Origin of the sequence: Bradyrhizobium cosmicum (assembly GCF_032290525.1) — a bacterium.
Lineage (GTDB): Bacteria > Pseudomonadota > Alphaproteobacteria > Rhizobiales > Xanthobacteraceae > Bradyrhizobium > Bradyrhizobium cosmicum_A.
In genome coordinates this window covers 33,202-49,688 of record NZ_JASXTA010000006.1, presented here as the reverse complement: position 1 = coordinate 49,688, position 16,487 = coordinate 33,202, and the positions used below count along the sequence as shown (strand labels likewise).

General features: G+C 64.1%; 14 protein-coding genes. 4 read left to right on the top strand and 10 right to left on the bottom strand.

Going from position 1 to position 16,487, the window contains the following annotated elements; translation table 11 throughout:
* Positions 1 to 159 precede the first annotated feature (159 nt).
* The 3 genes from QSV46_RS12890 (at position 160) to QSV46_RS12880 (ending at position 3,556) form a co-directional block, all read left to right on the top strand.
* Positions 160 to 1,341 (top strand): HlyD family secretion protein, encoded by a 1,182-nt coding sequence (locus QSV46_RS12890; RefSeq protein ID WP_314951122.1) that lies wholly within the window; start codon positions 160 to 162, stop codon positions 1,339 to 1,341.
* A 116-nt stretch (positions 1,342 to 1,457) separates the two neighbouring features.
* The gene (locus QSV46_RS12885; protein ID WP_314951120.1) at positions 1,458 to 3,071 is read left to right on the top strand and encodes an MDR family MFS transporter; all 1,614 of its coding nucleotides are present in this window, start codon (positions 1,458 to 1,460) and stop codon (positions 3,069 to 3,071) included.
* A 23-nt stretch (positions 3,072 to 3,094) separates the two neighbouring features.
* Entirely contained in the window at positions 3,095 to 3,556 is a 462-nt protein-coding gene (locus tag QSV46_RS12880) for a carboxymuconolactone decarboxylase family protein (RefSeq protein WP_007615070.1), read from the top strand.
* 160 nt (positions 3,557 to 3,716) lie between these two features.
* Here QSV46_RS12880 and QSV46_RS12875 read toward each other — a convergent pair whose 3' ends face one another.
* The 6 genes from QSV46_RS12875 to QSV46_RS12850 form a co-directional block, all read right to left on the bottom strand.
* Positions 3,717 to 4,577: a D-amino-acid transaminase gene (locus QSV46_RS12875; RefSeq protein WP_314951098.1), complete on the bottom strand. Its 861-nt coding sequence runs from the start codon at positions 4,575 to 4,577 to the stop codon at positions 3,717 to 3,719.
* 204 nt (positions 4,578 to 4,781) lie between these two features.
* Positions 4,782 to 5,513: an amino acid ABC transporter ATP-binding protein gene (locus QSV46_RS12870; protein ID WP_314951096.1), complete on the bottom strand. Its 732-nt coding sequence runs from the start codon at positions 5,511 to 5,513 to the stop codon at positions 4,782 to 4,784.
* A gap of 12 nt (positions 5,514 to 5,525) precedes the next feature.
* On the bottom strand, positions 5,526 to 6,218 hold the full coding sequence (locus QSV46_RS12865; protein ID WP_314951093.1) for an ABC transporter permease subunit: 693 nt from the start codon (positions 6,216 to 6,218) through the stop codon (positions 5,526 to 5,528).
* A gap of 4 nt (positions 6,219 to 6,222) precedes the next feature.
* The gene (locus tag QSV46_RS12860) at positions 6,223 to 6,954 is read right to left on the bottom strand and encodes an amino acid ABC transporter permease (RefSeq protein WP_314951090.1); all 732 of its coding nucleotides are present in this window, start codon (positions 6,952 to 6,954) and stop codon (positions 6,223 to 6,225) included.
* 120 nt (positions 6,955 to 7,074) lie between these two features.
* The gene (locus QSV46_RS12855) at positions 7,075 to 7,986 is read right to left on the bottom strand and encodes an amino acid ABC transporter substrate-binding protein (protein WP_314951088.1); all 912 of its coding nucleotides are present in this window, start codon (positions 7,984 to 7,986) and stop codon (positions 7,075 to 7,077) included.
* Positions 7,987 to 8,086: 100 nt separating this feature from the next.
* Positions 8,087 to 9,472 carry a M20 family metallopeptidase gene (locus QSV46_RS12850; RefSeq protein WP_314951085.1) on the bottom strand — a complete coding sequence of 462 codons (1,386 nt, stop codon included), beginning with the start codon at positions 9,470 to 9,472 and terminating at the stop codon, positions 8,087 to 8,089.
* A gap of 261 nt (positions 9,473 to 9,733) precedes the next feature.
* Between QSV46_RS12850 and QSV46_RS12845 the strand changes: the two genes are divergently transcribed.
* Positions 9,734 to 11,113 (top strand): LLM class flavin-dependent oxidoreductase, encoded by a 1,380-nt coding sequence (locus QSV46_RS12845; RefSeq protein ID WP_314951083.1) that lies wholly within the window; start codon positions 9,734 to 9,736, stop codon positions 11,111 to 11,113.
* A 158-nt stretch (positions 11,114 to 11,271) separates the two neighbouring features.
* Here QSV46_RS12845 and QSV46_RS12840 read toward each other — a convergent pair whose 3' ends face one another.
* From QSV46_RS12840 to QSV46_RS12825, 4 genes are all read right to left on the bottom strand, one after another.
* Positions 11,272 to 12,933: a thiamine pyrophosphate-binding protein gene (locus QSV46_RS12840; protein WP_314951080.1), complete on the bottom strand. Its 1,662-nt coding sequence runs from the start codon at positions 12,931 to 12,933 to the stop codon at positions 11,272 to 11,274.
* Between the two features lie 106 nt (positions 12,934 to 13,039).
* Positions 13,040 to 13,543, bottom strand: coding sequence for a GFA family protein (locus tag QSV46_RS12835; protein WP_314951078.1), 504 nt, complete (start codon positions 13,541 to 13,543; stop codon positions 13,040 to 13,042).
* A gap of 196 nt (positions 13,544 to 13,739) precedes the next feature.
* The gene (locus QSV46_RS12830) at positions 13,740 to 14,867 is read right to left on the bottom strand and encodes an alkene reductase (protein ID WP_314951075.1); all 1,128 of its coding nucleotides are present in this window, start codon (positions 14,865 to 14,867) and stop codon (positions 13,740 to 13,742) included.
* A 119-nt stretch (positions 14,868 to 14,986) separates the two neighbouring features.
* The gene (locus QSV46_RS12825) at positions 14,987 to 16,483 is read right to left on the bottom strand and encodes an aldehyde dehydrogenase family protein (RefSeq protein WP_027547444.1); all 1,497 of its coding nucleotides are present in this window, start codon (positions 16,481 to 16,483) and stop codon (positions 14,987 to 14,989) included.
* Between the last annotated feature and the right edge of the window lie 4 nt (positions 16,484 to 16,487).

Genomic DNA, 16,487 nt, shown 5'->3' with positions numbered 1-16,487 from the left:
ATCGCTCTGGGGCACTCACAGGCCTGGTTCGGTAGACCATGGCAATCAAGACGATGCTCTCCGACTATCCACCCCTGATGGATAATCCTTCCGGTATTTCGTCAATTATCACCCAAGCTGGAAAGGCCGATAGTCCGAGCAAGCCGACAGGAGACCACCATGTCCGAGATGCCCCGCACCGAGAACTTCCAGCAAGCGACTGAAATAACTCATGATTTTCCCAAGGCCTCACCGGCTGTCCCGACCCGGAATATGGTTCGGCGCGCGGCGTTGGCGCTCGCGCTCCTCGCCGGCACGGCTACCCTTGTCTATTACGGACACGACTACTGGACCGACGGCCGCTACCTCGAGACCACCGACGACGCCTATGTGAAGGCGGACTCCACGATTATCGCGCCGAAGGTTTCCGGCTACATCGCAAAGGTGCTGGTCGGGGACAACGAGAAGGTCAGGGCCGGCCAGGTGTTGGCCAGGATCGACGACCGTGACTTCAAGGCGGCGCTCGACCAGGCCAGAGCCGACGTCGCCGCCGGCGAAGCCTCGGTGCGCAACATCGACGCCCAGCTCGAACTGCAACAACCGATCATCGAGCAGAGCACGGCCGATGTTGCTGCGGCCGACGCCAACCTAAAATTCGCGCAGGAGGAGCGCGCCCGCTACGACGATTTGATGAAGTCGGGCTCCGGCACGATCCAGCGTGCACAGCAGACCGATGCTGCGCTGCGCGCCAGCAACGCGCAATTGCAGCATGCCAGATCGGGCCTCGTGGCCGCGCAGCGCAAGGTCGACGTGCTCACCACCCAGCGCGCCCAGGCCACGGCCCAGCTCGACCGCGCCCGCGCGGTCGCACAGCAGGCGGCGCTGAACCTGTCCTATACCGACGTCAGCGCCCCGGTCGACGGTACGATCGGCGCCCGCAGCTTGCGCGTTGGCCAGTTCGTGCAGGCCGGCACGCAGCTGATGGCGGTGGTGCCGCTCGATGCGGTCTATGTCGTCGCGAACTTCAAGGAGACGCAGCTCACGCATGTGCGCCCTGGCCAGCCGGTCGAGCTGCATGTCGACAGCTTCCATAGCCAGACCCTGCGTGGCCACGTCGATAGCCTTTCGCCGGCCAGCGGATTGGAATTCGCACTGCTGCCGCCGGACAATGCCACCGGCAATTTCACCAAGATCGTGCAGCGCGTGCCGGTGAAGATCGTGCTCGACGTCCACAGCCTGACCGGCCTGCTACGGCCCGGCATGTCGGCGGTCCCGACGATCGACACCAAGGCCGCCGTGCTGGCCGAGCGCGAGACCGCAAGGCACCTCGCCGACAATACGACGCGCCCGAACGGCGGCTGAAGCCGGGAAAGCCAGTGGGATTATCAAGTCCCGCCGGACGGTCCCTCCAAGACGTCGTCGATTATCGAACCCACCCACCTGATGCATCCTGTCTCCGTACCCGAGACGAGGCTTCCATGAGCACGCTCCAACCGACCTTGAACGCTGCATCCGCCACCAACATCCCTGCTCCTGTCGCTCCCGCGACAGCGGCGGTTTCGGTAAAAACCTGGATCGCGGTGATCGGGGCGACGCTCGGCGCCTTCATGGCGGTGCTGAACATCCAGATCGTCAACGCCTCGCTCGCCGACATCCAGGGCGCGATCGGTGCCGGCATCGACGATGGCGGCTGGATCTCGACCTCCTATCTGATCGCCGAGATCGTGGTAATTCCGCTGTCCGGCTGGCTGGCGCAGGTGTTCTCGATCCGCATCTATCTGCTCACCAATGCGCTGCTGTTCCTGGTTCTGTCAGCGGCCTGCGCTCTGGCGCAGGACCTGCCGCAGATGATCGTGCTGCGCGCCGTGCAGGGTTTTACCGGCGGCGTGCTGATCCCGATGGCGTTCACGCTGATCATCACGCTGTTGCCGCGTGCCAAGCAATCGGTCGGCCTTGCGCTGTTCGCGCTGTCGGCGACGTTCGCCCCGGCGATCGGCCCGACCATCGGCGGCTATCTCACCGAGAATTTCGGCTGGCAGTACATCTTCTATGTCAACCTCGTGCCCGGCGCGATCATGGTCGGCATGCTCTGGTACGCGCTGGAGCCCAAGCCGATGAAGCTTTCGCTGCTGCGCGAGGGCGACTGGGCCGGCATCATCGCCATGGCGATCGGCCTGTCCGCGCTGCAAACCGTGCTGGAGGAAGGCAACAAGGACGACTGGTTCGGCTCGCCGTTCATCGTCAAGCTGTCGGTGATCGCGGCCGTCGCGCTGATCGTCTTCCTGATCATCGAGCTGACGGTGAAGAAGCCGCTGTTGAACCTCCGCCTGCTCGTGCGCCGCAATTTCGGCTTCGGCATGCTCGCGAACTTCCTGCTCGGCGTCGCGCTGTACGGCTCGGTGTTCATCCTGCCGCAATATCTGTCGCGCATCCAGGGCTACAATTCCGAGCAGATCGGCATGGTGCTGGCATGGACCGGCCTGCCGCAGCTCCTGCTGATCCCGCTGGTGCCGCGCCTGATGCAGAAGCTCGATGCGCGCATCATCATCGGCGTCGGCTTCGTGCTGTTCGCGGCCTCGAACTTCATGAACATCTATATGACCAACGACTATGCCGCCGACCAGCTGTTGTGGCCTAACGTCGTCCGCGCCGTCGGCCAGGCACTGGTGATGGCACCGCTGTCGGCGGTCGCAGCATCAGGCATCGAGGCGGAGAATGCGGGCTCGGCTTCCGGCCTGTTCAACATGATGCGCAATCTCGGCGGCGCCGTCGGCATCGCGCTGCTCCAAACAGTCCTGACGAAGCGCGAGCAGTATCACTCCAACGTCCTGATGCAGTCGGTCTCGGTGTTCGAGCAGGCGACGCGGACGCGGCTGGAGCAGCTCACGCAGTATTTCGTCAATCACGGCATCCTCGACCCTGCGGATGCGTCGCATCGTGCCTATGTTGCGATCGGCCATACCGTGCAGAAGCAGGCCTATATCCTCGCCTTCAGCGACACGTTCTATCTGCTCGGCGTCGCTCTGATCGTGGCACTCGCTGCCGTCCTGTTCCTGAAGACCGGCCAGACCTCGGCCGGTGGTGCCCACTAACCCAGCAAGCAAGGAGAACGACCATGAAACCCCGCATGAACTTCTACCAGGCCGCCCCCGACACGATGAAGGCGCTGATGGCACTGGAAGAGCAGATCCAGTCGACCGGGCTGGAAAAATCGCTGATCGAGCTCGTCAAGATCCGGGCGTCGCAGATCAACGGCTGCGCTTTCTGCATCAACATGCATACTGAGGACGCCCGCAAGCGCGGCGAGACCGAGCAGCGCATCTATCTGCTCAACGCCTGGCGCGAATCCCCGCTCTACACCGACCGCGAGCGTGCTGCGTTGGCCTGGACGGAATCAGTGACACTGATCTCCGAGACGCACGCGCCCGACGACGTCTATGAGCAAGTCCGCGCACAGTTCTCCGATGCGGAGACGGTGAACCTAACGATGCTGATCGGGGCCATCAATGCCTGGAACAGGATCGCGATCGCATTCCGCGCGGTGCATCCGGTGAAGGTGAAAGCGTCGGTGGCGTGAGGCGCAGACGCATGGAGGCCAAACTGCCTCTACACATTCAACTGTCATACCCCGGCTTGACCGGGGCATCCAGTACGCCGCAGCTTCTCGATTCAAGCACTCCTGTCGCGGAGTACTGGATCGCCCGGTCAAGCCGGGCGATGACAGCGGTGGGTGTGGCTTAAACCGCGGTCGCCTTGGCGAACTCCACATAGATCTCGCGCAGGCGCGTCGCCATCGGGCCGGGCTTGCCGTCGCCGATCTTCTTGCCGTCGATCGCAATCACCGGCTGGACGAACAGCGACGCCGAGGTGGCGAAGGCTTCCTTGGCAGCCAGCGCCTCGGCGACGGTGAAGGAACGTTCCTCGACGCGGAGCTGGCGCTCTTCGGCGAGCGCCACGACGGCCTTGCGGGTGCAGCCCGGCAGGATGGCGTTGGAATTCTTGCGGGTGACGATGACGTCGTCCTTGGTCAGGATGAAGGCCGAGGATGAACCGCCTTCAGTCACATAGCCGTCCTCCAGCATCCAGGCTTCGCCTGCGCCGGCTTCGGCCGCGGCCTGCTTCGCCAACACCTGCGCGAGCAGCGCGACGCTCTTGATGTCGCGGCGCTCCCAGCGGATGTCGGGCACGGTGATCACGTTGATGCCGGTCTTGGCCGAGGCGGCGTTGATGATGTCCTTCTCGGAGGTGAACATCACGAGGCTCGGCTTGACGTCGCCCTTGGGGAACGCGAAGTCGCGGCCCCTGTCGGCGCCACGCGTGACCTGGAGATAGACGAGGCCATTCTCGACCTTGTTGCGCGCGATCAGCTCCTTCTGGAGCTCGGTGATGCGCTCGACCGTCTCCGGCAGTTTCAGCTTGATCTCGCCGACGGAGCGCTCCAGGCGCGTCAGATGCGAGGCATTGTCGACCAGCTTGCCGCCAAGCACCGCCGAGACCTCGTAGATACCGTCGGCGAACAGGAAGCCGCGATCGAGCACCGAAACTTTGGCGTCCGAGAGCGGGACGAATGAGCCGTTGACGTAGGCGATCGAGTCCAAGGCGGGTCTCCTGGGGAGGAAAGTGAGGATTTGGCGGCGTTATACGCCAATCGGAAGGAGCGATCACCCCTCGTTTCGTCATTCCGGGGCATTCGCAGGGCGAATGAGCCCGGAATCCATAACCACCATCGGGAGTATGGATCCTCAGGTGCGCAATTGCGCACCATAGCTCGCGCTACGCGCGCCCCGGGATGACGCCGGTGGTTAATGCGACAGAATCTTCGACAGGAACTTCTGCGCACGGTCGCTGCGCGGCTTGCCGAAGAAATCCTCCTTCGCCGCGTCCTCGACGATCTCGCCGCGATCCATGAAGATGACGCGGTTGGCGACCTTGCGGGCAAAGCCCATCTCGTGGGTCACCACCATCATGGTCATGCCCTCATGGGCGAGATCGACCATGACGTCGAGCACCTCGCTGACCATTTCAGGGTCGAGCGCCGAGGTCGGCTCGTCGAACAGCATGACGATGGGATCCATGGCGAGCGCGCGGGCGATGGCGACGCGCTGCTGCTGGCCACCGGAGAGCTGCGCCGGAAACTTCTGCGCCTGTTCCTTCAGGCCGACGCGCTCCAGCAGCTGCATGCCCTTCGCCAATGCCTTCTCGCGCGACCGGTCGAGCACCTTCTGCTGTGCGAGGCAGAGATTGTCGATGATCTTCAGGTGCGGGAACAGCTCGAAGTGCTGGAACACCATGCCGACGCGCGAACGCAGCTTCGGCAGATTGGTCTTGGGATCATTGACCTTGGTGCCGTCGACGCTGATGTCGCCGCTCTGGAACGGCTCAAGCGCATTGACGCATTTGATCAGCGTCGACTTGCCCGAGCCCGAGGGGCCGCAGACCACGACGACCTCGCCCTTGGTGACGCTGGTGGTGCAGTCGGTCAGCACCTGGAAGGTCGGGCTGTACCATTTGTTGACGTGGCTGATTTCGATCATGACCGACACGCTCTATCGAATGATGGCGATGCGCGCCTGCAGGCGACGCACGCCGAAGGACGCGACACAGGAAATGGTGAAGTAGACGACGGCCGCGAACAGATACATCTCGACCAGACGGCCGTCGCGCTGCGCGACCTTGCTCGCCGCGCCCAGGAAGTCCGTGATCGACAGAACGTAGACCAGCGAGGTGTCCTGGAACAGCACGATGGTCTGCGTGATCAGGACCGGCAGCATGTTGCGAAACGCCTGCGGCAGCACGACGTAGCGCATGGTCTGGGCGTAGGTCAGGCCCAGCGCATTGGCGGCGGCCGGCTGGCCCCGTGAGATCGACTGGATACCGGCGCGCATGATCTCGGAGAAGTAGGCCGCCTCGAACATGATGAAGGTGATGAGCGAGGAGGCGAACGCGCCGACGCTGATGGGGCGCGAGGCGCCAGTCACCCATTGCCCGATATAGGGCACCAGGAAGTAGAACCAGAAGATCACCAGCACCAGCGGCAGCGAGCGCATGAAGTCGACATAGACGCCGGCGATTCGGCCAAGGATCTTGAAGCCGGACAGCCGCATCAGGGCGAGCGCCGTGCCGAAGATGAGACCGCCAAGGGCTGCAAGCCCCGTCAGCGTCAGCGTGAAGGTCATGCCCTCGTAGAACAGATAGGGCAGCGCGCGGCGGATGACGTCGAAATCGAGATTATCGAACATGGCGCTATTTCCCCGTGATGTAGCCGGGGATCGCGACCCAGCGCTCGAGGAAACGCATAGCGGTCACGACGACCGCGTTGACGAGGAGGTAGAGGATGGTCGCGGCCGTGAAGGCCTCGAACACCTGGAACGAGAATTCCTGCATCGAGCGCGCCTGTCCGGTTAGCTCGATCAAGCCGATGGTGATGGCGACGGCCGTGTTCTTGATGGTGTTGAGGAACTCGGAGGTCAGCGGCGGCAGGATGATGCGGAACGCCATCGGCAACAAGATGTAACGGTAGCCCTGCACGGTGGTCAGACCGAGCGCGGTTGCCGCCATCTTCTGGCCGCGCGGCAGCGATCCGATACCGGCCTGCAATTGGATCGCGACGCGGGCCGACATGAAGAAGCCGACGCCGATCGCCGCAGTCCAGAACGGCGCGTTCGGCAACTGCTTCAGCCAGAGACCGGCGGACCTCGGCAGCAATTCCGGCAGCACGAAGAACCACAGGAACAGCTGCACCAGCAGCGGCATGTTGCGGAAGAACTCGACCCAGCAGAAGCCGAACCAATTGGCCCCCTTCGAGGGCAGCGTTCGCATGACGCCGACCAGCGAGCCGAAAATCAGCGCGATGACCCAGGCGAGCGCCGCCGTCTTCAGGGTCAGCACCAGGCCCGACAACAGCATGTCGAGATAGGTGCCGGTCCCCATCGGGTTCGGCTCGAAGAAAATTCCCCAGTTCCAGTGGTAGTTCACGTGTCCCCCGCGCGAACGCGCCCAGATGTGCCAGGCGCCTATGCAAATGTCCGGCCACTCCCTCCAGAATGGCCGGAATATGCTCCCTCTCCCCGCTTGCGGGAAGAGGGAAACAGCATCTTACTTATAGTCGTCCGGGTTCGGCGAGTCCGTCGGCTTGGCGAACTGGTTCTTCAGCTCCGCCGAGATCGGCGTGTTGAGGTTGAGGCCCTTCGGCGGGATCTTCTGCGTAAACCACTTTTCGTAAATCTTCTGGCCCTCGCCGGAGGTATAGACCGCGCCAACCGCCGCATCGACCACCTTCTTGAAGGGCGCATCGTCCTTGCGCAGCATGATCCCGTAGGGCTCGGGCTTGGAGAACGCGTCCTTGGAGATGACGAAATCGTCAGGCGACTTCGAGCCGGCAACGAGGCTCGCGAGCAGGATGTCGTCCATCACGAACGCAACAGCGCGATCCGTCTCGACCATCAGGAAGGATTCGGCATGGTCCTTGGCCGGGATGATGTTGGCGCCGAGGCCCTTCGCGACATTGGCTTCGGTGAGCTGCTTGATGTTGGTGGTGCCGGCAGTCGAGACCACCGTCTTGCCCTTGAGGTCGTCGATCGACTTGAGGCCGCTCGACTTCTTGAAGACGTAGCGGCTGGCGGTCAGGAAGTGTGTGGGCGCGAAGGCAACCTGCTTCTGCCGGTCGGCATTGTTGGTGGTCGAGCCGCATTCGAGATCGATGGTGCCGTTGGCCATCAGCGGAATGCGCGTCGCCGAGGTCACCGGGTTGAGCTTGACCTCGAGCTTGTCGAGCTTGAGCTCCTTCTTCACGGCATCGACGATCTTGTAGCAGATGTCCATCGCGTAGCCGATGGGCTTCTGATTGTCGTCGAGATAGGAGAACGGGATCGAGGAGTCGCGGAAGCCCAGCGTAATGGCACCGGTGTCCTTGATGTTCTTCAGCGTGCCCGTCAGCTCCTGGGCCCCGGCCTGGCTGACGGCGAAGGTCGCGGCAAGCGCGAGGCCGATGCTACAGAAATGTTTCACTTTTTTGGTCCCCTTTCAGGATGATGCGGCGGGATGCAAGCACAAATCACGCCGGATTAGAATGTGACTTTCGGCTGGACCGTCTGCTCAGGTTAACGGCTCAGGTCAGCGGGCTCTGCAAGTCCCCGAGATCCCAGAACAGCCCGGCCATCACCGTCAAGGCTTCTTCGGTCAGTGGCAGCAGGATGTGCTCATTGGGCGCATGCTGGGAGCAGCCGGGATAGGAGTGCGGCACCCAGATCGTCGGCAGGCCCAGAATCTCGGAAAACACGTCGTTGGGCAGCGAGCCGCCGAAGTTTGGGAGGACCGCCGGCGCCTTGCCGGTGGTCTGCTGCACCGACTCCGCCGCCCATTTGATCCAGGGGCTATCGAAATCTGTACGCGATGCAGCAAAGCTCTGGGCCGCCCGGACCTCAACCATCGGAAATCCCTTTGCGACCAGATGCGCACGGACGGCTTCGATCAGGCCGTCGACCTTGGTGCCGACCACAAAACGCAGTTGCAGCACGGCATTGGCGTGGCTGGGGATGGCGTTGGCCGGCTTCTCGATATTGCCCGACGACATCGCCAGCACTTCGAGTGTATTCCAGGCATAGAGCCGCTCGGCCGCCGACAGCCCCTCCTCGCCCCAGTTCTCGGCGAGCGCCGGCTCGTCTTCGGTCGGCACCACCTGAACGTCGGCCAGATAGCTGCGGATCTGGTTGGTGAGCCGCGGCGGCTTCAGCGCATCGAGTTGGAGACGGCCATGGCCGTCGACCAGCGTCGAGATCGCGTTGACCAGAATGGTCGCTGGGTTGGCGAGCACGCCACCCCAATTGCCGGAATGATGACCGCCGTCGCGCAGATTGACGTCGAGATGGATGCGGATGCCGCCGCGGCAGCCCAGGAACAGCGTCGGCCGGTCGGCGGACAAACGCGGCCCATCGGAGGCCATGAATAGATCGGCCTTGAGCGCGTCGCGATTGAGATCGCAGACCTTGCCGAGATCGGGCGAGCCGATCTCCTCGCCCATCTCGACGATGAATTTTGCGTTGAAGCCAAGCTTTCCGCCGCGGGCTTCGCGCACCGCGCGGAGCGCCGCCATGTTGATGCTGTGCTGGCCCTTGTTGTCGGCGGTGCCGCGACCGTAGAGCCGCGCGCCCGAAATCGTCGTGCGCCAGGGATCGCGGCCCTCGCGCCATTCGCCCTCCATGCCGTCGACGACGTCGCCGTGGCCGTAGATCAGTACGGTCGGCGCGGACGCGCTCTCGTGGTGCTCGGCGAACAGGAACGGCGCCTTGCCGCTCGGGGATTCGACCAGACGGCTGGTGAAATCGAGCGCCGCGAAGGCCGGCTGCATCTCCTGTTCGAGATAGCCGCGCAGCTCAGCGCCGCGCGACGGATTCTGGCTCTCGGTCTTGTAGGCGACGCGGCGGTCGAGTTCGGCGAGGAACGCACCGGATTTGAAATCCTCACGGGCGCGGGCGATGGCGTCGGCTCTGGTCATGATCTGCTTTTCGGACTGCGAGGCGAAGGAGCATACCCGAGACAGGATGCTCTTCGAAAGAGGCGGGGAGTTGGATGATCTTGTAGTTCGCTTGTACTTCTCTTGGGATTTCGTTCTTGCTCTCTTGAGATTGGCTTGCCAAGAGCGGGAGCGCCGCTGATTTGGCCTTGCCAAGCGCAAGTTATATGCAAGAACTTCGCCAAGTTGGGGCGCACGTCTATCATTCGAAGAGCGCCCGGTACAGGGCGCCGAGGGACCAGCATGGCCAAGCAGATCAGGCTCAATGCCTTTGCGATGAATTGCGTCGCACACCAGTCACCGGGCCTGTGGACCCATCCGCGCGACCGCACGGCCGAATATAACCGCCTGCCCTACTGGATCGATCTCGCCAGGACGCTGGAGCGCGGCCGTTTCGACGGGCTGTTCCTCGCCGACGTGCTCGGCGTTTACGACGTCTATGGCAACAGCCCTGACGCAGCCTTGCGCAACGCGGCGCAGACGCCGTCAAACGAGCCGCTGCTGTTGCTCGCGGCGATGGCGGCTGTGACCAAGAATCTGGGCTTCGGCGTCACCAGCAATCTTTCGTTCGAGCCGCCCTACCCATTCGCGCGGCGGATGTCGACGCTCGACCACCTCACCGAAGGAAGGATCGGCTGGAATGTCGTCACCGGCTATCTCGACAGCGCCGCGCGCGGCGCCGGCAAGGACAGGCAGACCGGCCATGACGACCGCTATGACATCGCCGACGAATATATGGAGGTCGTCTACAAGCTGTGGGAAGGCAGCTGGGAGGACGACGCCGTGCTGCGCGATCGGGCGCGCGGCATCTTCACCGATCCCACCAAAGTTCACCGCGTCAACCACGAGGGCGCGAATTACCGCATCAACAATACCATCCATCTGAGCGAGCCGTCACCGCAGCGCACCCCCGTGCTGTACCAGGCCGGCACCTCGCCGCGCGGCCGGCAATTCGCAGCCAAGCATGCCGAATGTGTGTTCATATCGGGGCCGTCAGCCAAGGTGATCGCACCGCGCGTCTCCGCGATCCGGCAGGAGGCCGCCGCGCTCGGCCGCAATCCGACGGAAATTTTGATGTTCTCGATGATGACAATCATCCTCGGAAGGACGGAGGCGGAAGCCAAGGAGAAATACGCCGACTATCGCCGCCACATCAGCCCGGAGGGCGCGCTGGCGCTGATGTCGGGATGGACCGGCGTCGACTTCTCCGGCTACGACCTCGACCAGCAGGTCCGCCACGTCCAGAACGACGCCGGCCGCAGCGCCATGGACAACGTCACCCGCGCCGATCCGGACCGCGTCTGGACCGTGCGCGACGTCATCGAGCATGTCGGCATTGGCGGCGCCGGGCCCGTCGTGGTGGGAGCGCCGGAGATGGTTGCGGACAAGATCGAGGCGTGGTTCGAGGCGACCGATGTCGACGGCCTCAACGTCGCGTTCGCGATCTCGCCCGGCGATTTCGAGGACATCGCCGACATGCTGGTGCCGGAGCTGACCCGGCGCGGGCGGTACAAGCCGGAATACGCGAAAGGCACGCTGCGGGAGAAGCTGTTCGGCGGAGGGGGCGCAAGGCTCAGCGTGCCGCATCCGGCAGCGGGGTATCGGGTGGGGAAGAAGGGGTAGAAACCCCTAGATACGGTGTCATGCCCCGGCTTGACCGGGGCATCCAGTACGCCGCGGCCTGTCGAGGAATCACAGCCGTCTCTGGAATACTGGATCGCCCGATCAAGTCGGGCGATGACAGCTGAGAACGTGGCGAGCACCAGCGCGAGGGCGCCGCCCTACACTTTCCCGTCCACCATCACCTCGATCAGCTTCGTGCCGGGACGATTGAACGCCGACGACAGCGTCGCCTTCAGCTCGCCGGCATCGCTGACCTTGATCGCTTCGCAGCCCAGCGACCTCGCAATCCCGGCGAAATCCACCGGCGGATCGACGAAATCCATGCCGACGTAATTGTCATCGCCGTGGAAGGCGAGCAGGCGCTGCTTGATGATGCGGTAGCCGCCATTGTTGGCAATGACGACGCTGAGCGGCAGCTTGTGATGCGCCGCGGTCCACAGCGACTGGATCGAATACATCGCGCTGCCGTCGCCGGAGAAGCACACCACCGGGCGATCCCGATTGGCGATGCTGGCCCCGACGGAGGCCGGCAGGCCCCAGCCGATGCCGCCGGAGGCAAGGCCGTGATAGCCGAAGCGGTCGCGATGTGCGCGCAATGCGGTGATCTGGCGGCTGGAGGTGAGGCCTTCGTCGACCAGGATGGCGTTGTCGGGCATCGCCTCGACCATTTGCAGCACCAGGTAGTCGGGATCGATGGGGTTGCGGCCCGCGCTCTTGCCGATCTGCTCGACCAGTGCGGCGCGGCGCGCGGTCCAGTTCTTCGGTGCCAGTTCGGCGAGGCGTTGCCTGGCGCGGTTCGCCAGTGCAGCGCCGCCCATCTCTTTGAGCACCGGGATCACCGCGCGCAGCGTCTCCTTCACATCCGCCTTCAGCGCGATCTCGGCGCCATAGTTCTTGGCGATCTCCCAATCGGCGAGACCGACCTGCACGATGCCAAGACCGTCCGGCAGCGCATCGACCTCACTATAGACCGACATGCGCAGGGGATCGCCGCCGAGCGCGATCAGGAGGTCGTAGGGCGCCAGCGTGTCGCGCGCGATCTTCTGCACGCGCGCCAGCGTGCCGACGAAGCTCGGGCTTTCGGAAAGGAAGTGTGCGCCATAGGGCGTCGAGGACTGATAGGCGGCCGCGCCCAGTAGCTCGGCGAGTTCAGCAGCCTCTTTCAGCGCATCGCTCTTGACCACCTCATCCATGGTGACGATCACGGGCCGCTCGGCCTTGAGTAGCCGCGCGGCGAAAGCCTTCAATGCCTCGTCGGACGGCTTGGTGCGTGCATCGATGCGGGTGGAGCGGCCGAGATCGATGCCGGCTTCGCTGTTGAGGATATCACCGGGCAGCGAGATGAACACCGGTCCGGTCGGCGGCGTCATCGCGACCTTGGCGGCGCGGCGCACGATGCGCGGCAGATCCTCCAGCCGCGTCACCTCGACCGCCCATTTCGCCAGCGGCTCGGCCATCCGCACCAGTGGACCATAGAGCACCGGCTCCATCAGGCCGTGGCCCTGCTCCTGCTGGCCGGCGGTCAGGATCATCGGCGTGCCCGTGAACTGGGCGTTGTAGAGCGAGCCCATGGCGTTGCCGAGACCGGGCGCGACATGGACGTTGCAGGCGACGAGCTTTCCGGAGGCGCGGCTGTAGCCGTCGGCGATCGCCACCACTAGGCTCTCCTGCATCGCCATGACGTAGGTGAGGTCAGGATGGTCCTTCAGCGCATGCATGATCGGCAGCTCGGTAGTGCCGGGATTGCCGAACAGATGGGTGATGCCCTCGTCCTTGAGCAGCGCGAGAAAGGCGGAGCGGCCGGTGATCTTGTTCTTCATGTTTCCTCCAGGCCTCGCGGGCATTGCCGCAGGGACGGCAGCATGATGGCCGAAGTCACGGGATGCGCGCAAGGAAGCGCGGTCATGGCTGCGTTGCGCGGGCGCGCTACATCTCCTCCCGCCCCAGATCGAACGGATCCTCGCCGCTCGCCCGCTTCTTCTTTTTCGAGCGCTGCCAGACCACGCCGGGAAAGCCCTTCAGCGGCACCAGCGGCTCACCGGTGTAGGCCCATTCCTGCAGCTCTTCGATCGCGATGTGATAGAGCGGCTGGCGGCCGGTGCGTTCGTTGAAGAGCGCGCGGGGAATGTTGACCATGTGCGGACCGCGCGGACGCTCATAGGCAATCGGCGTGCCGCAATGTGCGCAGAAGCTGCGCGTAGTCCCGGTTGCCTTGTCCTCGTAGCGGGTCAGCGCGGTCTTGCCCGAAATGATGCGAAAGCGCTTCTTCCAGCTGCCGACATAGGTCGCATAAGCTGCGCCATGGGCGCGGCGGCTGGCGGCGGAATGATCATGCCAGGCCCAGCGCGCGGGAACGTCGATCTCGAAGGTGACCTTGCCGCAGAGGCATTGCCCGGTGGCTATACCTGCGGCGGCTGCGGCTTTGGCCATCGTCTCTCTCCGTCATCATTGCGAACGCAGCGAAGCAAATGGCAGAGTTTGTGGTGCGATCGCGCAACAAATCAAGTTCGTGATTCCGGGGCGCGACGAAGTCGCGAGCCCGGAATCCATGGTACGGCATACCCAGAGGCGAGATGGATTCCGGGCTCGATGCTTCGCATCGCCCCGGAACGACGGAGGAGAAAGCTTACGCCGGCGTCAGTTCGTCATACGCCGGATAATCCGTATACCCCTTCTCCTCACCACCATAGAACGTCGCGCGGTTGTACGGCGTGATCGGGTAGTCGTGCTGGAGGCGACGCGGCAGATCGGGATTGGAGATGAAGATGCGGCCGAAGGCGATGATGTCGGCATGCCCATCGGCGATCGCCGCATTGGCGGTCTCGCCGACAAATCCGCCGGCGGTCATCAGCACGCCGCTGTAGAGCGGGCGGAACAGCACCATCGCCGACGGCACGTTCTGCCAGTTGACGTCGGCGCGGCCGGCGCCGCTGGAGCGCGGCTCGATAAAATGCAGATAGGCAAGACCGAGCTTGTCGAGCGCCTTCACGACATGGGTGTAGAGCGGCATCGGATCAGGCTCGCCGGAATCGTTGGCGATGCCGTGAGGCGACAGCCGCACGGCGACGCGGCCCGCGCCCCAGACGTCGATCGCGGCCTGCGTGACCTCGAGCAGAAGCCGCGCGCGGTTCTCGATCGAACCGCCGTATCGATCGACACGCTGGTTGCTGCGCGACTGCAGGAACTGCTCGAGCAGATAGCCGTTGGCGCCATGGATCTCGACGCCGTCGAAGCCGGCGGCGAGCGCGTTCTTCGCGCCCTGCCTGAAGGCCTCGACGATGTCCTTGACCTCTTCGGTCTCCAGCGCGCGCGGCGTCTCATAATCGGCGATCCTGCCGTCGGCGGTCATCGCCTTCATGCCCTCGGCCTTGATCGCAATCGCCGAGGCCGAGACCGGGAGCTCACCGGCGTGGAACGACGAATGCGAGACGCGGCCGACATGCCAGAGCTGGAGGAAAATGATGCCGCCCTTGGCATGCACGGCATCGACCACTTTGCGCCAACCTGCGACCTGCGCTTCTGAATAGATGCCGGGCGTCGCCGGATTGCCGCGGCCATGCGAGACCACAGGCGAGGCTTCCGCGATGATCAGGCCGCCCGCCGTCGCGCGCTGTCCATAATATTCGGCGTTGAGCGGCCGCGGCGAGAAGCTCTCGCGCTCGGCGCGCATGCGCGTCAACGGCGCCATCGCGACGCGATGCGCAAGCTTGTACGGACCGACCTGCAACGGTTGAAACAACGCCTCGAATTTCATATGGGCCCCGGATGGCTATGGAAGGATGCGGATCATATAGCGAGGGGCGGCCGCCGGAAAAGACGCCGCCCCTATGAAAGCAGATATTCCCTCGCGCGGAACGCGGGAGAAAGCAGGCCTTACGCCGTCTTGATCCAGACGGCCTTCACGTTGAGATATTCCTCGACATGCTGCTTGCCGGACTCGCGGCCATAGCCGCTCATCTTGTAGCCGCCGAAGGGCACGGCCGGATCCATCGCCTGGTAGCAATTGACCCACACCGATCCGGCGCGCAGCGACTTCGCAACCGCATGCGCCTTGCTGACGTCGCGCGTCCACAAGCCCGAGCCGAGACCGAACGTGGTGTTGTTGGCGCGCTTGACCAGCTCGTCCATGTCCTTGAACGCGATGGCGGAGATCACCGGACCGAAGATTTCCTCCTGCGCGATACGCATGTTGTCCTGCACGCCCGCGAACACCGTCGGCGAGACGAAGAAACCTTTCGACAACGCCCCTTCCGTGACACGGCCGCCGCCGGCGAGCGCTCGCGCGCCTTCCTTCTGGCCGATATCGAGGTAGCCGGTGACGCGCTCGAGCTGCTGTTCGGAGACGAGCGGGCCGATCTGCACGTTGGGATCGAGGCCGTTGCCGACCTGGAGCTTCTTGCCGAACTCGGCGACGCGGCCGACGAACTCTTCATAGATCGACTGCTCGACGAACAGGCGCGTGCCGGCGCTGCAGATCTGGCCGGAATTCGCGAACACCGCCATCGCGGCACCGGGCACGGCGGCATCGAGATCGGCATCCGCGAACACGATGTCAGGTGACTTCCCGCCTAGTTCGAGCGAGACGCGCTTGAGGTTGCCGGCTGACGCCCGGATGATCGACTGGCCCGTGACATGCGAGCCGGTGAAGGCGACCTTGTCGACATCGTGATGCGAGGCGAGCGCCGCGCCTGCGGTTTCACCATAGCCGGGCACGACGTTGATAACGCCGGGCGGAATTCCGGCTTCCATCGCGAGCTCGGCAATGCGCAGCGAGGTCAGCGGCGCCTCCTCGGCCGGCTTGAGCACCACGGTGCAGCCCGTCGCGATGGCCGGACCGATCTTCCAGATCGTCGCGGTCAGCGGTCCGTTCCAGGGGATGATGGCGCCGACGACGCCGATCGGCTCTTTCAGCGTGTAGGAGAATATCTCGCCGGGCAGCGAGTTCTCGATCGTCTCGCCGTGGATCGCGGTGGTCTGGCCGGCGTAATAGCGCAGCATGCCGACGGCGCGCAGGCGATAGGCGCGGGTGCGGCTGAGCGGCGCGCCCATGTCGAGGGTGTCGAGCTGCGACAATTCGTCGAAATTCTTCTCGACGAGGTCGGCGAGCTTCAGGAGCAGGTTCTGCCGCTCGAACGGCTTGACCTTGCTCCACGGCCCCTCGAAGGCGCGGCGGGCGGCAGCGACCGCACGGTCGATGTCTTCCTTGTCGCCTTCGGCGACGGTCGCGAGCAATTCGCCGGTTGCGGGGTTGTGGGTCTCGAACCGCTTGCCAGAAGCGGCGTCAACCCACTTTCCGTCGATCAGCATCTGCTTGTAGGACCCGTTGGCGAACGGATGGCGCGTGATCGGAATAGCCTGCGACACAGCCATGGCT

Bases quoted from the DNA above. Each gene is read 5' to 3' on its own strand.
- QSV46_RS12890 (WP_314951122.1), top strand. From the start codon at position 160: ATGTCCGAGATGCCCCGCACCGAGAACTTCCAGCAAGCGACTGAAATA.
- QSV46_RS12885 (WP_314951120.1), top strand. From the start codon at position 1,458: ATGAGCACGCTCCAACCGACCTTGAACGCTGCATCCGCCACCAACATC.
- QSV46_RS12880 (WP_007615070.1), top strand. From the start codon at position 3,095: ATGAAACCCCGCATGAACTTCTACCAGGCCGCCCCCGACACGATGAAG.
- QSV46_RS12870 (WP_314951096.1), bottom strand. From the start codon at position 5,513: ATGATCGAAATCAGCCACGTCAACAAATGGTACAGCCCGACCTTCCAG.
- QSV46_RS12865 (WP_314951093.1), bottom strand. From the start codon at position 6,218: ATGTTCGATAATCTCGATTTCGACGTCATCCGCCGCGCGCTGCCCTAT.
- QSV46_RS12850 (WP_314951085.1), bottom strand. From the start codon at position 9,472: ATGACCAGAGCCGACGCCATCGCCCGCGCCCGTGAGGATTTCAAATCC.
- QSV46_RS12845 (WP_314951083.1), top strand. From the start codon at position 9,734: ATGGCCAAGCAGATCAGGCTCAATGCCTTTGCGATGAATTGCGTCGCA.
- QSV46_RS12840 (WP_314951080.1), bottom strand. From the start codon at position 12,933: ATGAAGAACAAGATCACCGGCCGCTCCGCCTTTCTCGCGCTGCTCAAG.
- QSV46_RS12835 (WP_314951078.1), bottom strand. From the start codon at position 13,543: ATGGCCAAAGCCGCAGCCGCCGCAGGTATAGCCACCGGGCAATGCCTC.
- QSV46_RS12830 (WP_314951075.1), bottom strand. From the start codon at position 14,867: ATGAAATTCGAGGCGTTGTTTCAACCGTTGCAGGTCGGTCCGTACAAG.
- QSV46_RS12825 (WP_027547444.1), bottom strand. From the start codon at position 16,483: ATGGCTGTGTCGCAGGCTATTCCGATCACGCGCCATCCGTTCGCCAAC.